11 protein-coding genes are annotated in these 15404 nt (G+C 69.4%); 7 read left to right on the top strand and 4 right to left on the bottom strand.

Annotated elements, in window-relative coordinates; all coding sequences use genetic code 11:
• The first annotated feature begins 68 nt into the window (after positions 1–68).
• Positions 69–596, top strand: a complete 528-nt coding sequence (locus AC07N1_RS00490) for an RNA polymerase sigma factor (RefSeq protein ID WP_494669972.1) — start codon at positions 69–71, stop codon at positions 594–596.
• The gene (locus AC07N1_RS00485; protein ID WP_494669971.1) at positions 593–1630 is read left to right on the top strand and encodes a FecR family protein; all 1038 of its coding nucleotides are present in this window, start codon (positions 593–595) and stop codon (positions 1628–1630) included. The genes AC07N1_RS00490 and AC07N1_RS00485 overlap by 4 nt, the downstream gene beginning before the upstream one ends.
• 75 nt (positions 1631–1705) lie before the next feature.
• Here AC07N1_RS00485 and AC07N1_RS00480 read toward each other — a convergent pair whose 3' ends face one another.
• The 3 genes from AC07N1_RS00480 to AC07N1_RS00470 all read right to left on the bottom strand — a co-directional run bounded on the left by AC07N1_RS00480 (position 1706) and on the right by AC07N1_RS00470 (position 6387).
• Positions 1706–2197 (bottom strand): cupin domain-containing protein, encoded by a 492-nt coding sequence (locus AC07N1_RS00480; protein WP_494669970.1) that lies wholly within the window; start codon positions 2195–2197, stop codon positions 1706–1708.
• Positions 2194–3060, bottom strand: a complete 867-nt coding sequence (locus AC07N1_RS00475; protein ID WP_494669969.1) for an alpha/beta fold hydrolase — start codon at positions 3058–3060, stop codon at positions 2194–2196. The genes AC07N1_RS00480 and AC07N1_RS00475 overlap by 4 nt, the downstream gene beginning before the upstream one ends.
• A 168-nt stretch (positions 3061–3228) precedes the next feature.
• Complete coding sequence (locus AC07N1_RS00470) at positions 3229–6387, bottom strand: TonB-dependent receptor domain-containing protein (RefSeq protein WP_494669968.1); 3159 nt, start codon at positions 6385–6387, stop codon at positions 3229–3231.
• 262 nt (positions 6388–6649) lie between these two features.
• Here AC07N1_RS00470 and AC07N1_RS00465 point away from each other — a divergent pair, with 262 nt between their 5' ends.
• From AC07N1_RS00465 to AC07N1_RS00455, 3 genes are all read left to right on the top strand, one after another.
• Positions 6650–7948, top strand: coding sequence for an MFS transporter (locus AC07N1_RS00465; RefSeq protein ID WP_494669967.1), 1299 nt, complete (start codon positions 6650–6652; stop codon positions 7946–7948).
• A 14-nt stretch (positions 7949–7962) separates the two neighbouring features.
• Entirely contained in the window at positions 7963–9528 is a 1566-nt protein-coding gene (locus tag AC07N1_RS00460) for a sulfatase family protein (RefSeq protein ID WP_494669966.1), read from the top strand.
• Between the two features lie 304 nt (positions 9529–9832).
• Positions 9833–12106: a TonB-dependent receptor gene (locus AC07N1_RS00455; protein ID WP_494669965.1), complete on the top strand. Its 2274-nt coding sequence runs from the start codon at positions 9833–9835 to the stop codon at positions 12104–12106.
• Positions 12107–12279: 173 nt separating this feature from the next.
• Here AC07N1_RS00455 and AC07N1_RS00450 read toward each other — a convergent pair whose 3' ends face one another.
• On the bottom strand, positions 12280–13380 hold the full coding sequence (locus AC07N1_RS00450) for a Gfo/Idh/MocA family protein (protein ID WP_494669964.1): 1101 nt from the start codon (positions 13378–13380) through the stop codon (positions 12280–12282).
• A 110-nt stretch (positions 13381–13490) separates the two neighbouring features.
• Between AC07N1_RS00450 and AC07N1_RS00445 the strand changes: the two genes are divergently transcribed.
• Together AC07N1_RS00445 and AC07N1_RS00440 are read left to right on the top strand one after the other, a co-directional pair.
• Positions 13491–14324 (top strand): aldo/keto reductase, encoded by an 834-nt coding sequence (locus AC07N1_RS00445; protein WP_494669963.1) that lies wholly within the window; start codon positions 13491–13493, stop codon positions 14322–14324.
• The gene (locus AC07N1_RS00440; protein WP_494669962.1) at positions 14321–15391 is read left to right on the top strand and encodes an LLM class flavin-dependent oxidoreductase; all 1071 of its coding nucleotides are present in this window, start codon (positions 14321–14323) and stop codon (positions 15389–15391) included. Before AC07N1_RS00445 ends, AC07N1_RS00440 begins: the two co-directional genes overlap by 4 nt.
• Positions 15392–15404 lie beyond the last annotated feature (13 nt).

The raw sequence follows: 15404 nt of genomic DNA, 5'->3' as shown, positions 1-15404 counted from the left end.
GAAAGCCCGCTCCACATGCCGTTGGACAGGGATCGGAGTCTCTGATGGGAATGGCGCGAGGGGAGCCCATGTCCGACGCCTCCGAGGCCGCCGCGCGCGCGGACGTCTTCGCCCGCCAGGCGTCGGCGATGCGCGGGCCGCTGGCCGCCTATTTCCGCCGCAGGGTTCGCAATCCCGTCGAGGTCGAGGACCTGGTGCAGGAGGTGTTCCTGCGCCTGACCGTGCGCGGCACGCCGTCCAATACCGATCACGCCAGCGCCTATATCTTCCAGATCGCCGCGAGCGTGCTGGCCGACCGCTATCGACGCCGCGCGGTGCGGCAGGCCGACGGCCACGTGGTGCTCGATCCCAGCCTCCGCGACGAGCACGACTTCGATCCGGATCGCATCTATGCCGGCAAGCAGGCCCTGAACGCCGCAGCCGCCGCCCTCATGACCATGCCGGAGCGCACGCGGACGATCTTTCTGCTTCGCCGGATCGACGGCCTGCGTCATCAGGCCATCGCCACCCAGCTGGGTCTTTCGATCAGCGCCGTGGAAAAGCACATGGTCCGCGCCATCGAGCACCTGATGGCCCACGCGGGAGACGCCCGATGACCCGCGAGACCTTGAGCCCCGCCCAGGCCGCCGCGCGGTGGCTGGCCCGCGAGGACCTGGACCAGTCGCCCCAGCGCGAGCAGTTCGCGGCGTGGCTGGAAGAGAGCCAGGACAACCGCGACGCCTGGATCCAGGCGCACCAGATGTGGACCCTCTTCGACGAGGCGAACGACAGCGACCTGATCGCGGCCATGGCCCGGGCGGCGCGGCAGGCCAGGCCCGAGCCGGTCGCCAGGCCGTCGTGGCCCCGGCTGCTCGCCGCCTCGATCGCCGTGGCGGCGGTGTCTGCGACCCTGCTCGTGGGCGTCCATCAGGGCTGGTTTGGCGGTTCGGGCGGAGCGAACAGGGGCGGGGCCGACGGAGCGCCTTCGCTGGCCGCGATCGGCCGGGCGGACTACGTCACGGGCAAGGGCCAGAAGTCCATCGTCGACCTGCCGGACGGCACCCGGGTGACGCTGGACGTCGACAGCGCGATCGACGTGGCCTTCGCCGGCGGCCGGCGCGACGTGCGCCTGCTGCGCGGCCGGGCCTTCTTCGACGTGGCCCATGATCGCGCCCATGCCTTCGCCGTGCAGGCCGGTGGACGCGTGGTCACCGCGCTGGGAACCCAGTTCGACGTGCGCCTGACGCCGGGCGTCCTGCGGGTTGTGCTGGCCGAGGGCGCCGTGTCGGTGGCGCCCGTCCAGGCCCGGTCGAACGGGGCGGCGGTCAGGCTCGCGCCGGGCCAGGCCCTCATCGCCAGGGACGGCGCCGGGGCCAGGGTGGCCGCGGTCGATGTCGACGAGGCCCTGGCCTGGAAGCAGGAGGTGGTGGAGTTTCACGACCGGCCGCTGTCCGAAGCCGTCGGCCTGCTCAACCGCTACACCCGGGCCAAGATCGTCATTCGTGACCCGAAGGTCGCCGCCCTGCGCATCACCGGCGTCTTCAAGACCGGCGACGTCAAACGGTTCGGCCGCTCGGTGTCGCAGGTGCTGCCGGTCAGGCTGGTCGCCCGCGACGCCGACACCTACGAACTCGTCTCCACGCGGCGATGAGCTTTCCATCCTGAGCGGCGGAAGGGAGCGAGGTCGGCGACCCCGCTCCCGCGCGTCGATGCCGGCGCGCTTCCGTCAGGGCCTGGGCGTGTCGATGGCCTGGACATAGTCGGTGCTGGTCGGGCCGAAGCCGGAGATGTAGACGCTGGCGCCCTCCGGACCGGTCATGGCGAAGTGATCCACCCCGGCCGGCTCGCTGTAGAAGCTGCCCGGCGGCAGGACCTTAACCAGCGCCTCGTCCGCCTTTCGCCCGTAGCCGAACCGCCAGACACCGGCGACGACCACGGCGGTGCGGTCGTCGCGGTGGCCGTGGGCGGCGATGCGGGTGTTGGGCGGAACCCGCAGCGCGATCGTGTAGGGACCGGCCTTGGTCGGATCGCCGTACAGCACCGTCGTGCGGATGCCGGCGACGCCCGAGGTTCCGGCCGTGGCGCCGCCTTCGGTGAGACCCTGGATTTCCGGCGGGGTCAGGCGGACGAGCCGGTCCTGGGCCGAGGCCGCGCCCGTGACGGCGAAGGCCGCCAGCAGGACAACGGCGTTTGCCTGCGCGAGGCGAGGGCGGCTCATGGCTTGGCGTCCAGGAAGTCGCGCACCAGGGTCACGGTGGCCTTGGGGTTCTCCTCCATGATCCAGTGGCCGGAGTCGGGGACGACGCCTTCGGTGACGTTGCTGGCGGCGAAACGCATCACCGTCGCCATCATCGGCCCGAACGACTTCTCGCCGCCCAGGGCCAGCACCGGCATGGTCAGCTTGCCCTCGGCCACGAAGGCCTTGTTGTCGATGGCGTCCCGGTCGAAGGCCGCGAACTGCGAGAAGCCGCCGTGCATGGCGCCTGGCAGGGCGTAGAGCGTGGCGTAGTGCTGGCGCGACGCCTCGGTGAAGCGGGCGGGAGTGGCCGAGAACTCGTTCCAGAAGCGGTCGAGATAGATGCGCTCGCGGCCCGCGACCAGTCGCTCCATGTCGGGACCGCCGAACCGGAAGTGCCACAGCAGCGGGTTCTTGAGGATCTCCTCCCAGGGACCTACGCCGGGCAGCGGCGCGTCGATAAGCACGAAGCGGCGGACGCGATCGCGATGCTCGGCGGCGAAGGCGTAGCCGACCATGTTGCCGATGTCGTGGGTGACCAGGTCGACCTTCGTGATCTTCAGCGCGTCGAGCACGCCGGCCACGTCGCCGCCCTGGGTCTTCTTGTCGTAGCCGCCCGAAGCGGGCTTGGACGACAGGCCGAGCCCCCGCAGGTCGGGCACGACGACGGTGTGATCCTTGGCCAGGTCGGCGGCCAGCGGCTCCCACATGTCGCCGGTCTCGCCGTAGCCGTGCAGCAGCACGACCGCCGGGCCGGAACCGCCGACGCGAACATGGATCGTCGCGCCGTTGGTGGTGATCTCCTGGGTCTTGAACCCGGCGGGGAACGGCTTGACCTGCGCCATGGCGGAGGTCGAGAGAAGTAGGGCCGCCAAGGCGATTGGCGCGAACTTGAACACCAGCTGTCCTCCAGGGATGCGCGCGGCGCGAGGCCGCGTCTGGACGTCCGGACGGACGCCTTCAGCGGGGAGAACGCAGTGTTTCCAGGAACCCTCACCTGACCGCGCCCGGTCCTAGAAATGACCGACCAGGCCAAGCTCGAACCGCCGCCCGCGCGGATCGCCATAGGAGCTGTAGGGCAGGGAGCGTGAAAGCGGGCTCGACTGCGCGATCAGCGGCGGGCTGTGGTCCAGGACGTTCTGGACGCCGAAGCGGACCTGGACTTCGCGAAGTCCGCCCGCGCCGTCGAACGTGATGCGTCGGGTGGCGAACAGGTCGAAATAGGCCTGGGCCGGGATGCGGCGGGCCCCTTGTTGCAGCACCTTGCGGGCGATCGTGTCAGCGCTGTCGGTGCTGTCGAACACACGATAGCCGCCATAGAAGGCGACGTTCACGCCGAGCGTCGTCGGGCCCTTCGCCCAGTCGAGGCCGCCGTTCGCGCGCCAGGCTAGCGGACCATCGGCATAGCCCACGGCCTCGACCGCCGCGCGCTCCGGATCGGCCTTGCGCGTCAGGTGCGGCTGCCAGGTCGCCGCCGCGCGCAGCCTGAAGTCTCCCAGGCGAGGCGTCGGGATCAGGTAGTCGCCCTGCAGGTCGACCGCCTCGACCAGGGTGCGGCCGATATTGAGCGCGGTGGTGTCGACGGCGGTGACTGCGCCGACGGTGAAGCCCTTGGCCCGGTCGGCGTCGCTGAGTGGCGCGCGCGCGACGCGGCCGGGGAACAGCGCCTCGTTGCGCAGGAAGTAGTCGGTGTCGTAGGCGCTGGCGCTGACGATCTCCCGCCGCTTGTCGATCCGCGTGTAGTCGATGGAGACGCGCAGGCGCTCCAGCCAGGTCGGGGTCAGCACCACGCCCGCCGAAAGGCTGCGCGCGCGTTCCGGCTCCAGGGTCGTGGATCCGCCCTCGACGACATCGTAGCCGCCGGCGCTTCCCAGCGCCTCGCCGCCGCGCCGAGGGTCCTTGGGCGCGAAGGCGGCCGGTACGTACAGATAGCGCGACGAGTTCGAGAAGGTGTCCAGATCGGATGTGTAGGAGGCGGTGACGGACCACAGCTGATCGGTGCGGGGCGGCAGGAAGCCCGAGGCCGCGCTGGTGCGGACCATCACCCCGTCGATGGGAAATAGCTTGAAGCCCACGGTGTAGACCGTCGTGGTCTGGGCGGCTTCCTTGGCGGCGGCGTAGCGGGAATCTTCGGAGGCGGGGTTGGCCGGCAGGCGCTCGCGGTTGTGTTCGCGGCTCAGGGCCAGCTGGAGTTCGAGGCCCTTCAGGCCGGCCGGGCCGTCCTGGCGGTCGGTCAGCGGCGCGCGCAGTTCCGCGTAGTAGTGGCGCGCCGATTGCGCCAGGCCGGGCAGGGGCGCCTCGGAGGCCTCGCCCGTCAGCGGGTCCGAGCGCCGATAGACCGACGCCGGAACACGGTCGTGGCGATCCTCGGCCGTCAGGGTCAGGGTCAAGGGGCCGCCGCCGAGGTCCAGGACCGGTCCCGCCAGCCGGATCGAGCGATCCTCGAACCGATCGACCTGCGAGAACGCATAGCCGGCGTCGACGGTGTGATCGGCGAGGGTGGTCAGGAAGGTCTGGAACCCGCCGAGAGGACCGAGCGGCGGGCTGCCGTTCAGGCTTCCCCCCCGCATGACCATGATCGAGAACAGCGGATCGACCGGTCTGGCGCGGAGGGCGACGTCGATCCGCGCGCTGCCGGCGCTGTAGTCGGCGCTGAGCTTCCAGCCGCGGGCCAGGTCCGCGATCACGCCGACCGAGCCCCGCGTCGTCCGGCTGCGGTTGCGTACGACCGGGTCGAAACCGGGCGCCGGATAGGTGACGTAGATGTCCTGCTGGAACGGGTTGGTCGGCGCGCCGGCGGCGATGCGCACCGCTTGCGCGGTGTTCCAGGGAACGATCGCCTCGCCGTCGTTGCCGAGGACCAGCAGGTCGGCATAGGCCTCGATCGACGCGCCGAAGCGATGACGGGCGCTGGCGATCACCGACGAGATCTCGTGCCGGCTGAGCAGCGTCCGGCGCGCGCCGCTGACGTCCGGCGAGAGGCCAAGGTCCAGGCGTCCGGCGTTGGCCAGCAGCAGGGCGGCGCCGTCGGTCGCCGCGCCGCCATAGGATGTGGACGCGAAGGTCGTGGCCGCGCCCAGGCTCGTCCCGCCATAGGCCGGATCGAGCACCAGGGCTGCGCCGGACGCGCTGAAGACGTTGATCGAACCGCTGACCGGGTAGTCGACCGCGATGGAGGCCGGATCGTTGGCGAGACGTCGCGCGCGGGCCCGGGCGGCGTAGTCGCGCTCGCCGGCGCTCAGGGCGTCGTCGCGAAGCAGTCCGAACGCGACCATCACCGCCGTACGGCCATCGTCGGTGGAGACGCCGACGCGCCCGTCCAGCCGCCGGGTCTGCGGACGGCCGCCGTAGGTCGCGCCAAGGTCTGCGCCCTGGTAGTCGCGCTTAAGCACGATGTTGACCGCGCCCGCGGTCGCCCCGGCGCCGTAGACCCCGCCCGCGGTGGAATCCAGGATCTCGATGCGTTCGATCGCGGCCGGCGGCACGCCGTTGAGGTCGGACTGCAGGAGGGCGACGGCCCCGTCCGCCGGCAGGGCGGGCATTCGCCGGCCGTCGATCAGCACCAGCGTCTGGCTGGAGCCCAGGCCTCGCAGGTTCACCTCGGAGCGGGTGCTGGCGTTCGTGCTCGACGCGGTCTGCCGGGCTGACGCGATCTGGGTGTCGCCTGTCGCCATGCCGCGCAGGAAATCGTCCAGGTCGCCGAAGCGGGGCTGCTCGATGTCGCGGCTCTTCCAGACCTTGTAGGGCTGGATGTCGTCCTGGGTGCGCTGGATGTCGCTGTTCTGCGAGCGCGCGGTCACCAGCAGTTCGGGCAAGGCCACCGGAATGTCCGGTAGCGTCCGGGGAAGCGGCGGGGCGAGTTCGACGATGTAGATTCCGTCGCTGGTGCGCCTGTAGGCGAGGCCGGACCCCGCCAGCAACAGCGGCAGGGCCTGGTCGAGCGTGTAGCGGCCCTTCAGGCGCGGCGCGGGACGTTCGCCGATGGTCGGCGCGGCCAGCAGCAGTTCGCGCTCCGACCTCCGGGCGATGTCGGTCAGGGCGGTCGCCAGCGACTGGCCCGCCGTATCGATCGTCACCGCGCGGCCGCCCTGCGCATGCGCCGGCGCGGCCGAGACCGCAGCCGTCGCAAGGCCCCAGGCCAGCAGCGCCGCGTACGCACCGTTCCCGCGCATCAGGCTCCCCCACCAGCGCGCCCACTAACAGGTCAGGTAACGACGATCAATCATGGGTGGCGCTCGGCGTCTCTTTGCATGCTCGTCTGTCGAGGGGATCTCATGATCGATATTGTCGGCGGCAAAGTCCGGGGTCGGCGGCGGCGCTGCGTCCTAGCTGGCAGAGCGTCCAGAAATTCTGCTGACCGGCCGTCGGCGCCGTCGTCTAAGGCGTAATTCCTAGCGTCGCCATCGGGTTTGGCTGAGCTTTGGAGACCATTCGATGAGCGACGCCGTGAAGGCCGAGGCCGCGTCCCGGAACTCGCCGGAAGCCGGGGGAGGACCCTCGTTCCAGGCGCCGGCCCAGACGGCGGCCGAGCGCCGTCGCTGGCTCTTGCTGGGCCTGATCATCTTCGCCGGCATCCTCAACTACGTGGACCGGCAGGTGATCGCGGTGCTCAAGCCGATCATCGAGCAGGACATGGGCTGGAGCGACGCCGACTACGGCCGTCTGGCCTCGCTGTTCCAGTTCTCGGCGGCGATCGCCTTCCTGTTTACCGGCGGCATCGTCGACAAGCTGGGCGTCAAATGGGCCGCGCCCGTCGGGGTGGCGACCTGGAGCCTGGCGGCCATGGCCCATGGCGGCGCCAACACCATGCTGCAGTTCTCGGCCGCGCGGGTGGCCCTGGGCGCGACGGAATCGATGGGCACGCCGTCCTATGTGAAGACCATCGGGGCGCTGTTCTCGGCGCGGATGCGGTCGGTGGCCTTCGGCATCTCCAACGGCGCCTCCAACATCGGAGCGATCGTCACGCCGCTGCTGCTGCCGCTGCTGTCGGCGTTGGTCGGCTGGCGGGCGTCGTTCGTGATCGTCGGGGCGTTGGGCTTCCTGTGGGTGGCCCTCTGGTTCGTCTCCACGCGCGGCCTGCCGCTGGCGCCCGAGCCCAAGCCCGTCGAAGCCCAAGGCAAGATCGGCCTGAAGGTGCTGCTGTCGGACCGTCGCACCTGGGGCGTCGCCGGGGCCAAGGCCCTGTCGGACCAGGTCTGGTGGCTGCTGCTGTTCTGGGCCCCGGACTTCTTCCACCGCGTGTTCCATGTCGGCATGCACGACATCGGCAAGCCGCTGGCCGTCGTCTACGGCTTCGCGGCGGTCGGCTCGGTGTTTTCCGGCTGGATCGCCTCGCGGCTGCTGGCGCGGGGGCTGTCGATCAACACCGTCCGCAAGGGCTCGATGCTGGTCTGCGCCCTGCTGGTGACGCCGGTGCCGCTGGCGGTGCTGGTCGACAACTACTGGCTGGCGGTGCTGCTGCTGGGCCTGACGCTCGCTGCGCACCAGGGCTTCTCGACCAACATGTTCGCCACCATCGCCGACATCACGCCCAAGGACCGGGTGGGCTCGGTGACCAGCTTCGGGGCATTCTGCGGCAATCTCGCCGGCATGGGCATCGTGCTGCTGGCGGGCGAGCTGCTCCAGCGCGGCGCGGGCTATCTGCCGCTGCTGGCCATCGCCGCCGTCTCCTACCTGATCGCCGTGGCCTGGCTTCAGGTCTTCGTGCCGCGCCTCCAGGCGGCCCAGGCCTGAGTGGAAGTAAGCCGATGACGCAAGACACCACCACCCGGGGCGTGCTGCTGGCCGCCCAGGGCCTGAACCAGCCGTTCCACGCCGTCTCGTGGAATGCTGCGGACGGGGAGGGCGCCGCGCCCGAGCCCAAGGATCTCGTCCTGAAGCCCAAACCGGGCGTGAAGCCGCGCAACATCGTCGTCGTGCTGACCGACGACCACCGGTTCGACGCCATGGGCTTTACCGGCGCCCAGCCCTTCGTCGAGACCCCGGTGCTCGACCGGTTGGCGGCGCAGGGGGCGCACTTCAAGAACGCCTTCGTGACCACGGCCCTGTGCTCGCCATCGCGCGCGACCATCTTCACCGGCCTCTACGCCCACCAGCACCGGGTGGTGGACAACAACCACCCGATCCGGCCGGACGTGACCTTCTTCCCGGAGTATCTGCAAGCAGCCGGCTACGAGACCGCCTTCATCGGCAAGTGGCACATGGGCGTCGAGGGCGACGACCCGCAGCGCGGCTTCGACCACTGGATCAGCTTCAAGGGCCAGGGCGACTACTGGCCCAACGGCGACGGGCTGAACATCAACGGCGAGCGCGTACCCCAGAAGGGCTACCTGACCGACGAACTGACCGACTACGCCATGGACTGGCTGGAGAGCCGCGACGGCGACAAGCCCTGGCTGCTGTTCCTGGCCCACAAGGCCGTGCACGCCGAGTTCATCCCCGCGCCGCGCCACCTGGGCCGCTACGACGACGCCGAGTTCCGCTATCCGGAGAGCCTGAACCTGCCCCCCGAACAGGCGCAGGGCCAGCCCGTGTGGGTCAAGAACCAGCGCAACAGCTGGCACGGGGCCGATTTCCCGTACCACACCAACCTGGACCTGGCGCACTACTACAAGCGCTACGCCGAGACGATGCTGTCGGTCGACGAGGGCATCGGCCGCCTTCTCGACCATTTGGAAGCCAAGGGCGAGCTCGACAGCACCCTGGTGCTCTACATGGGCGACAACGGCTTCGCGTTCGGCGAGCACGGCCTGATCGACAAGCGCACGGCCTATGAGGAGTCGATGCGCATCCCGATGCTGGCGCGCTGTCCGGAGCTGTTTCCGGGCGGGACGGTGGTCGAGCAGGTCGTGGCCAATCTCGACATCGCGCCCACCCTGCTGGCGGTCGCCGGCCTGGAGGCCCCCGAGGGCCTGCAAGGCGAGGATATGCTGCCCCTGACCCGCGGCGAGGACGTGCCGTGGCGCACCGAGCTGCTCTACGAATACTACTGGGAGCGCAACTTCCCGCAGACCCCGACGGTCCACGCCATCCGCCAGGACCGCTACAAGTACATCCACTATCACGGCGTCTGGGACATCGACGAGCTGTACGACCTGCAAGACGATCCGGCCGAGACGGTGAACCTGATCCACAGTCCCGGCCATGAGGCGGTGGTCGCGTGCCTGACCGAGCGATTGTTCCAGCGGCTAGAGGAACAGGACGGCCTGTCGATACCGTTGCCCCTGCCGCTGGGCGGTCGCCACCTGCTGCGCGACGCCGACGGCGCGGTGCCCGCCGACTTCCCGGCGGTGCTGCTGAAGGCGCGGGAGTAGGGGGAGTTGGCTGTCGCCCTCTTTCTCCCGTCATTCCCGCCCTTGTGGCGGGAACCCCTGGTTCAGCTGACACGTGAGACGCAAGCGGCGTGCTGAGCACGCCGCCTCATCCGCCCTTACGGGAGATAGAGGGGTTCCCGCCACAAGGGCGGGAATGACGGGAGGATGAGGGTGGTTGCTTTCCCAACCGCCCTTAGGAAATCCGAGGATCGGCCAAGAATATCTTTCTACTCCCATCGGATTAGTAGGAATACGAACCTCCCCCTGGAAGCCGGCGCCGAACGTCGGCCCTTGGGGATATGCCATGACTGTTCGTACCGCCGCCCGCCGGGGCCGCGCCCACACCCTGCGCCTGGCCTTGCTGGCCGGCGCCGCCGTCCTCGCCGGGGGCTCGGCCGCCCTGGCCGAAACCGCCGACAACACCGTCGAAGAGGTCAAGGTCACCGCCCGCTATCGCGAGGAGTCGGTGACCAAGGTGCCGGTGGCCATCAGCGTCGTGTCGGGCGACGCGGCGGCCGCCAAGAACCTCAACAACCTGCAGGACATCGCCTCGACGATCCCGACGGTCGACTTCCGCACCGGGGCCTCGAACAAGGACCGCACCGTCTTCATCCGCGGCGTCGGCACCATCACCACCTCGCCGGGCGTCGAGCCCTCGGTCTCGACCGTGATCGACGGCGTCGTGCTTTCGCGTCCGGGTCAGACGACCCTGGACCTGGTCGAGTTGGAGCGCATCGAGGTGCTGCGCGGCCCGCAAGGCACGCTGTTCGGCAAGAACGCCTCGGCCGGCGTGGTCAACATCGTCTCCAAGAACCCCGGCGTCGAGCCGCACGCCTTTGGCGAGGCGGCCTGGTACGAGGGCGACGAGTACCGCCTGAAGGCCGGCGTCTCGGGTCCGCTGATCGACGGCAAGCTGGGCGCCAGCCTGTCGATCCTCAAGAGCGGCTGGGACGGCAACGTCAAGAACGTCACCACCGGCCAGACGGTGAACGGCTACGACCGCTTCGGCGGCCGCGCCAAGCTCGTCGCCACGCCCAGCGACGACCTGACCCTGACCTTCAGCGCCGACTTCAGCCGCTCGGACGAGGATCCGCCGACCGGCGTCTTCGCCTCCAGCGACCGCGTTGCCTATCCGACCAACGTCGTGACGGCCAACCCGACCCTGGTCGCGGCCCTGGCCGCCTCGGGCGTCACCGCCGGCGCCAACAACACCAAGACCAACGCCGACATCCGCAGCTTCGTCGAGGATCGCAACGGCGGCGTCTCGGCGCAGGTCGACTGGAAGGTCGGCGAGTTCACCATCACCTCGATCACCGGCTACCGCGAGTGGAAGAACCACCAGCGCCAGGACTTCGACCAGCTGGCCGTGGCCACCGCCGCCATCCCGACCGCGCGTGACGACGGCCGGGTGGACTTCAGCCAGATCTCGCAGGAACTGCGCATCACCTCGCCCAAGGGCGGACTGATCGACTACGTGGCCGGGCTCTACTACCTGAAGGCCGACACCGACGAGGTCTATCGCCGCGACCTGACCCGCATCGTCTCGGGCAGCGCGGTCAGCGACTACGGGATCGCCCGCTACGGCACGAGCGGCACGAACTACGCGATCTTCGGCGAGGGCAACATCAACTTCACGCCGAAGTTCCGCGCCATCCTGGGCGCGCGGGCGATCCGCGACGAACTGAGCTACTACCACGACCGCCAGGCCACCACGGCCGTGGCCCTGACCGGCATCCGTCCCAATCACACGAGCTCGGGCTCGCTGGAGAAGGACGGCTGGAGCGGCCGCGCCGGCCTGCAATACGACGTGGCCGAGACGGTCAACGTCTATGCGACCTACTCGCGCGGCTACAAGGGACCCGCCTACAACACCTATTTCAACATGCAGGCGATCGACGAGATATCGCTGAAGCCCGAGACCTCGGACTCGTATGAAGCGGGGATCAAGGGCACGGCCCTGGGCGGCCGCTTCGTCGGCGCCCTGGCGATCTTCAAGACCGACTACGAGAACTACCAGGCCAACTTCACCGACGTGACGGGCACGCCGCCGGCGATCATCAGTCGACTGATCAACGCCGGTTCGGTGTCGAGCCAGGGCGTCGAAGGCGACTTCACCCTGCGTCCGGTTCAGGGGCTGAAGGTGGGCTTCTCGTTCGCCTACACCGACGCCACGGTCGAGCACTTCAACTGCCCGACCGGCGCGGCCAGCAGCTGCAACATCGACGGCCAGCCTCTGCCCTTCGCCCCGAAGTGGAAGACCTACACCGACGTCGAGTACCGCACGCGCCTGACCGACGCCTTCGACGTCGTGCTGTCGACCGACTACAGCTGGAAGGACGACACCCAGTACTCGCTGGCCGAGACGCCCGACACCATCCAGAAGGCCTACGGCATCTGGAACGCGGGGATCGGTCTGGTCGGGGTCGAGAACGGCTGGCAGGTCCGCGCGGTGGTCAAGAACATCGCCGACAAGTCCTACTCGCCGAACCTGGTCTATGGCGGCCTGGCCGGCGTGGTCCGCTACGTGCCCCGCGACAACGCCCGCTACTGGGGCCTGTCGGTGCGCAAGGAGTTCTGATCCCAAACGCTCCCAAACTTCCCGTCATTCCCGCCCTTGTGGCGGGAAACCCTCTTTCAGCCGCAGGTGCGAGTGAAACGGACCGCCTGCGGTCCGCCGCATTTTCACGTGCGAGCGGACGCAGGGGTTCCCGCCACAAGGGCGGGAATGACGGGAGTGAAGGGAAGCTCCCGTCAGAACCCCAGTTCAGCCAGCGTCACCACCCGCTTCTCGCGGGCGCTGATCTCGGCGGCGGTTCCGATGGCCACGGCCATCAGGCCGTCGCGGGCGGTGACGGCGGGCGCTCCGCCGTCGCGCACCGCGTCGAGGAAGGCCCGCAGCTGGTAGAAGGTCGAACCATGGTGGGTGCCCGCCTTCATCGCCGCCTCGTCGACCGGCACGTGCTCGCGGACCATCTGCTTGGGCGCGCCCAGGGGCACGCGCGGGGCGAACACCAGGTCGCCGGGCGGGATGAGGGCTTCCAGGCGCGCCTGCGAGCCCGTCGCGGTCAGGGTCTCCTGCTCCTCGACGCCCTCGGCGAACATGCAGAGGTCCAGCATGGCCCGCACGCCGTTGTCGAACTCGACGACGGTGTAGCTGTTGTCGATGATGTCCGGCGTCCTGCCGTCGTAGCGTTCGTCCAGGTGGTTGACGTCCATGGCCCCCGAGCAGAACACCGACACCGGCTCGGCCTGCGTGATCAGGCGCATCAGGTCGAAGAAGTGGCAGCACTTCTCGACCATGGTGCCGCCGGTGTTGGCGGCGAACCGGTTCCAGTCGCCCACCTTGACCAGGAACGGAAAGCGGTGCTCGCGGATCGACAGCATGGCCAGCTTGCCGACGTCGCCGGCGTGGACCCGGCGAATGAATTCGGCGGCCGGCGGCATGAAGCGGTATTCCATGGCCGTCCAGAACAGGGCGCCGGTCTTCTCTGTGCGCGCGTCGGCGGTCTCGGCGGCCCAGCGGGCGTCGGCCAGATCGCTGCACAGCGGCTTTTCGCAGAGGATCGCCACATTGGTCGCCAGCGCCGCCTCCAGCACCTTGCGGTGGGTGAAGTTGGGCGAGACGATGATCACCGCGTCGAGCTCGACCTTGGCCAGCATCTCGGCGCCGTCGGCGAAGGCCTCGACGCCGTCGGCCTTGTCGCCCAGCGTCGCCCGCGCCCAGTCCAGCGAGCCCGGCGTCGGATCGGCGATGGCCGTCACGTGGGCGTCCCGCATCAGTTCGAGGTTGCGCAGATGCTCGTTGCCCATCATGCCGACCCCGATCAGACCGACCTTGAGCTTCTCAACCATCTTCAAATCCCCCGAACTGAAAGCACGTACATATGAGTGAGAGCCGCCAGTCACACGAACCCCGTCCGCTCGGCAAGAGCGGGATTTCCGTTTCTCCGCTGGCCTGGGGCATGTGGCGCTTCAAGGGGGAATCGGTCGCCGACGCCCGCCTGCTGGTCGAGACCGCGCTGGAAAGCGGGATCACCCTGCTCGACACCGCCGACGTCTACGGCGCCGACACGCCCTACGGCTTCGGCTCGTCGGAAGTGCTGCTCGGCAAGGTGCTGCGCGACGCCCCGCACCTGCGCGAGAAGTTCGTGCTGGCCTCCAAGGGCGGCATCATCCTGGGCGTGCCCTACGACTCCAGCGCCGACTATCTGGTCGCCGCCTGCGAGGCCTCGCTGCAGCGCCTGGGCGTCGAGAAGATCGACCTCTACCAGATCCACCGCCCCGACGTTCTGGCCCATCCGGCCGAGATCGCGGCTGCGCTGACCAAGCTGCGCGAGCAGGGCAAGATCGACGCCGTCGGCGTGTCGAACTATCTGCCCAGCCAGGTCGCGGCGTTGCAGGCGCACCTGCCGTTCGCCCTGGCCAGCATCCAGCCGGAGTTCTCGCCCCTGACCATCGAGCCTCTGTCGGACGGCGTGCTCGACCAGGCGCTGGAGCGTGATCTGGCCGTGCTGGCCTGGTCGCCGCTGGGCGGCGGCCGGCTGGTGGGGCAGGGGACCGACGATCGCGGCCGCGCCGTGATCGAGGCCCTCGACGTCATCGCCCGCGAGCAGCATGTCGATCGCGCCGCCGTCGCCCTGGCCTGGATCATGGCCCACCCGTCGCGGCCGATCCCGATCGTCGGCTCGCAGACGCCCGAGCGCATCACGGCCTCGGCTGACGCCCTGCGCGTGAAGCTGTCGCGCACCCAGTGGTACGCCATCCTGACCGCCAGCCGCGGAGTTCCCCTGCCGTGAGCACCCTGCCTCCCTGCGAAGTCTCGTGGTTCTCGGCGCTGTGCGACGACGACTACGAGTTCCTCGGCGTTCCCGATCCGGCGCTGAAGGCCTCCTACGCCCATTGCCGCGATATCGCGCTCGCCGCCGAGAGCGGCGGGTTCGACAACCTGCTGCTGCCGTCGGGCTACAACCTCGGCATCGAGGGCGTGGCCTTCGCCGGCGGCCTGGCGCCGATCCTGCGCAAGCTGAAACTGCTGCTGGCCATCCGCTGCGGCGAGATGTGGCCGCCGCAGCTGGCCCGCCAGATCGCCACCCTGGACCAGATGCTGGAAGGCCGCCTGACCCTCAACATCATCTCCAGCGACCTGCCGGGCGAGACCTTGGCCTCAGGGCCGCGTTACGCCCGCACGCTGGAGGCCATGAAAATCCTGCGCTCGCTGCTGAGCGGCGAGAGCATCGATTTCCAGGGCGAGTTCTACAAGCTGAAGCTCGACCCGCCGCGCCTGCGCACGGTCTCGGGCGGGTGCCCGCCGTTCTATTTCGGCGGCCTGTCGCACGAGGCCCGCGAGGTCGCCGCCCAAGCGGCCGACGTCTACCTGATGTGGCCCGACCGCATGGAGGTGGTGAAGGAGATCATCGACGACCTGCGCGCCCGCGCCGCCGCCCATGGCCGCACCCTTCGCTTCGGCTATCGCGTCCACGTCGTGGTGCGCGAGACCGAGGAAGAGGCGAGGGCGGCCGCGGATCGTCTGCTGTCCAAGCTCGACGCCAAGGAAGGCGAGGCCATTCGCGCCAAGTCGCTGGACGCGGCCTCATTCGGCGTGCGCCGCCAGGCCGAACTGCGCGAGGCCTCGGCGGGCGACGGCTATGTCGAGGACAATCTTTGGACCGGCATCGGCCGGGCGCGGTCGGGCTGCGGCGCGGCCATCGTCGGCGATCCCGATCAGGTGCTGGCCAAGATCAACGCCTATCGCGAGATCGGGCTCGAGGCCTTCATCCTGTCGGGCTATCCGCACATCGCCGAGGCGGACCTCTTCGGCCGCCACGTGCTGCCGCGCCTCGACCACGGGCCGCTGTTTCCCTAAACCGCGAGGCCTC

Source organism: Caulobacter sp. GW821-FHT09B11 (genome assembly GCF_059418205.1).
This window is presented reverse-complemented; position numbering and strand designations above follow the sequence as displayed.

What these genes read in the sequence shown, in the direction of transcription:
- AC07N1_RS00465 (WP_494669967.1), top strand. Translation starts at nt 6,650, where the DNA reads ATGAGCGACGCCGTGAAGGCCGAGGCCGCGTCCCGGAACTCGCCGGAA.
- AC07N1_RS00475 (WP_494669969.1), bottom strand. Translation starts at nt 3,060, where the DNA reads ATGGCGCAGGTCAAGCCGTTCCCCGCCGGGTTCAAGACCCAGGAGATC.
- AC07N1_RS00480 (WP_494669970.1), bottom strand. Translation starts at nt 2,197, where the DNA reads ATGAGCCGCCCTCGCCTCGCGCAGGCAAACGCCGTTGTCCTGCTGGCG.
- AC07N1_RS00455 (WP_494669965.1), top strand. Translation starts at nt 9,833, where the DNA reads ATGACTGTTCGTACCGCCGCCCGCCGGGGCCGCGCCCACACCCTGCGC.
- AC07N1_RS00445 (WP_494669963.1), top strand. Translation starts at nt 13,491, where the DNA reads ATGTGGCGCTTCAAGGGGGAATCGGTCGCCGACGCCCGCCTGCTGGTC.
- AC07N1_RS00450 (WP_494669964.1), bottom strand. Translation starts at nt 13,380, where the DNA reads ATGGTTGAGAAGCTCAAGGTCGGTCTGATCGGGGTCGGCATGATGGGC.
- AC07N1_RS00485 (WP_494669971.1), top strand. Translation starts at nt 593, where the DNA reads ATGACCCGCGAGACCTTGAGCCCCGCCCAGGCCGCCGCGCGGTGGCTG.
- AC07N1_RS00490 (WP_494669972.1), top strand. Translation starts at nt 69, where the DNA reads ATGTCCGACGCCTCCGAGGCCGCCGCGCGCGCGGACGTCTTCGCCCGC.
- AC07N1_RS00470 (WP_494669968.1), bottom strand. Translation starts at nt 6,387, where the DNA reads ATGCGCGGGAACGGTGCGTACGCGGCGCTGCTGGCCTGGGGCCTTGCG.
- AC07N1_RS00460 (WP_494669966.1), top strand. Translation starts at nt 7,963, where the DNA reads ATGACGCAAGACACCACCACCCGGGGCGTGCTGCTGGCCGCCCAGGGC.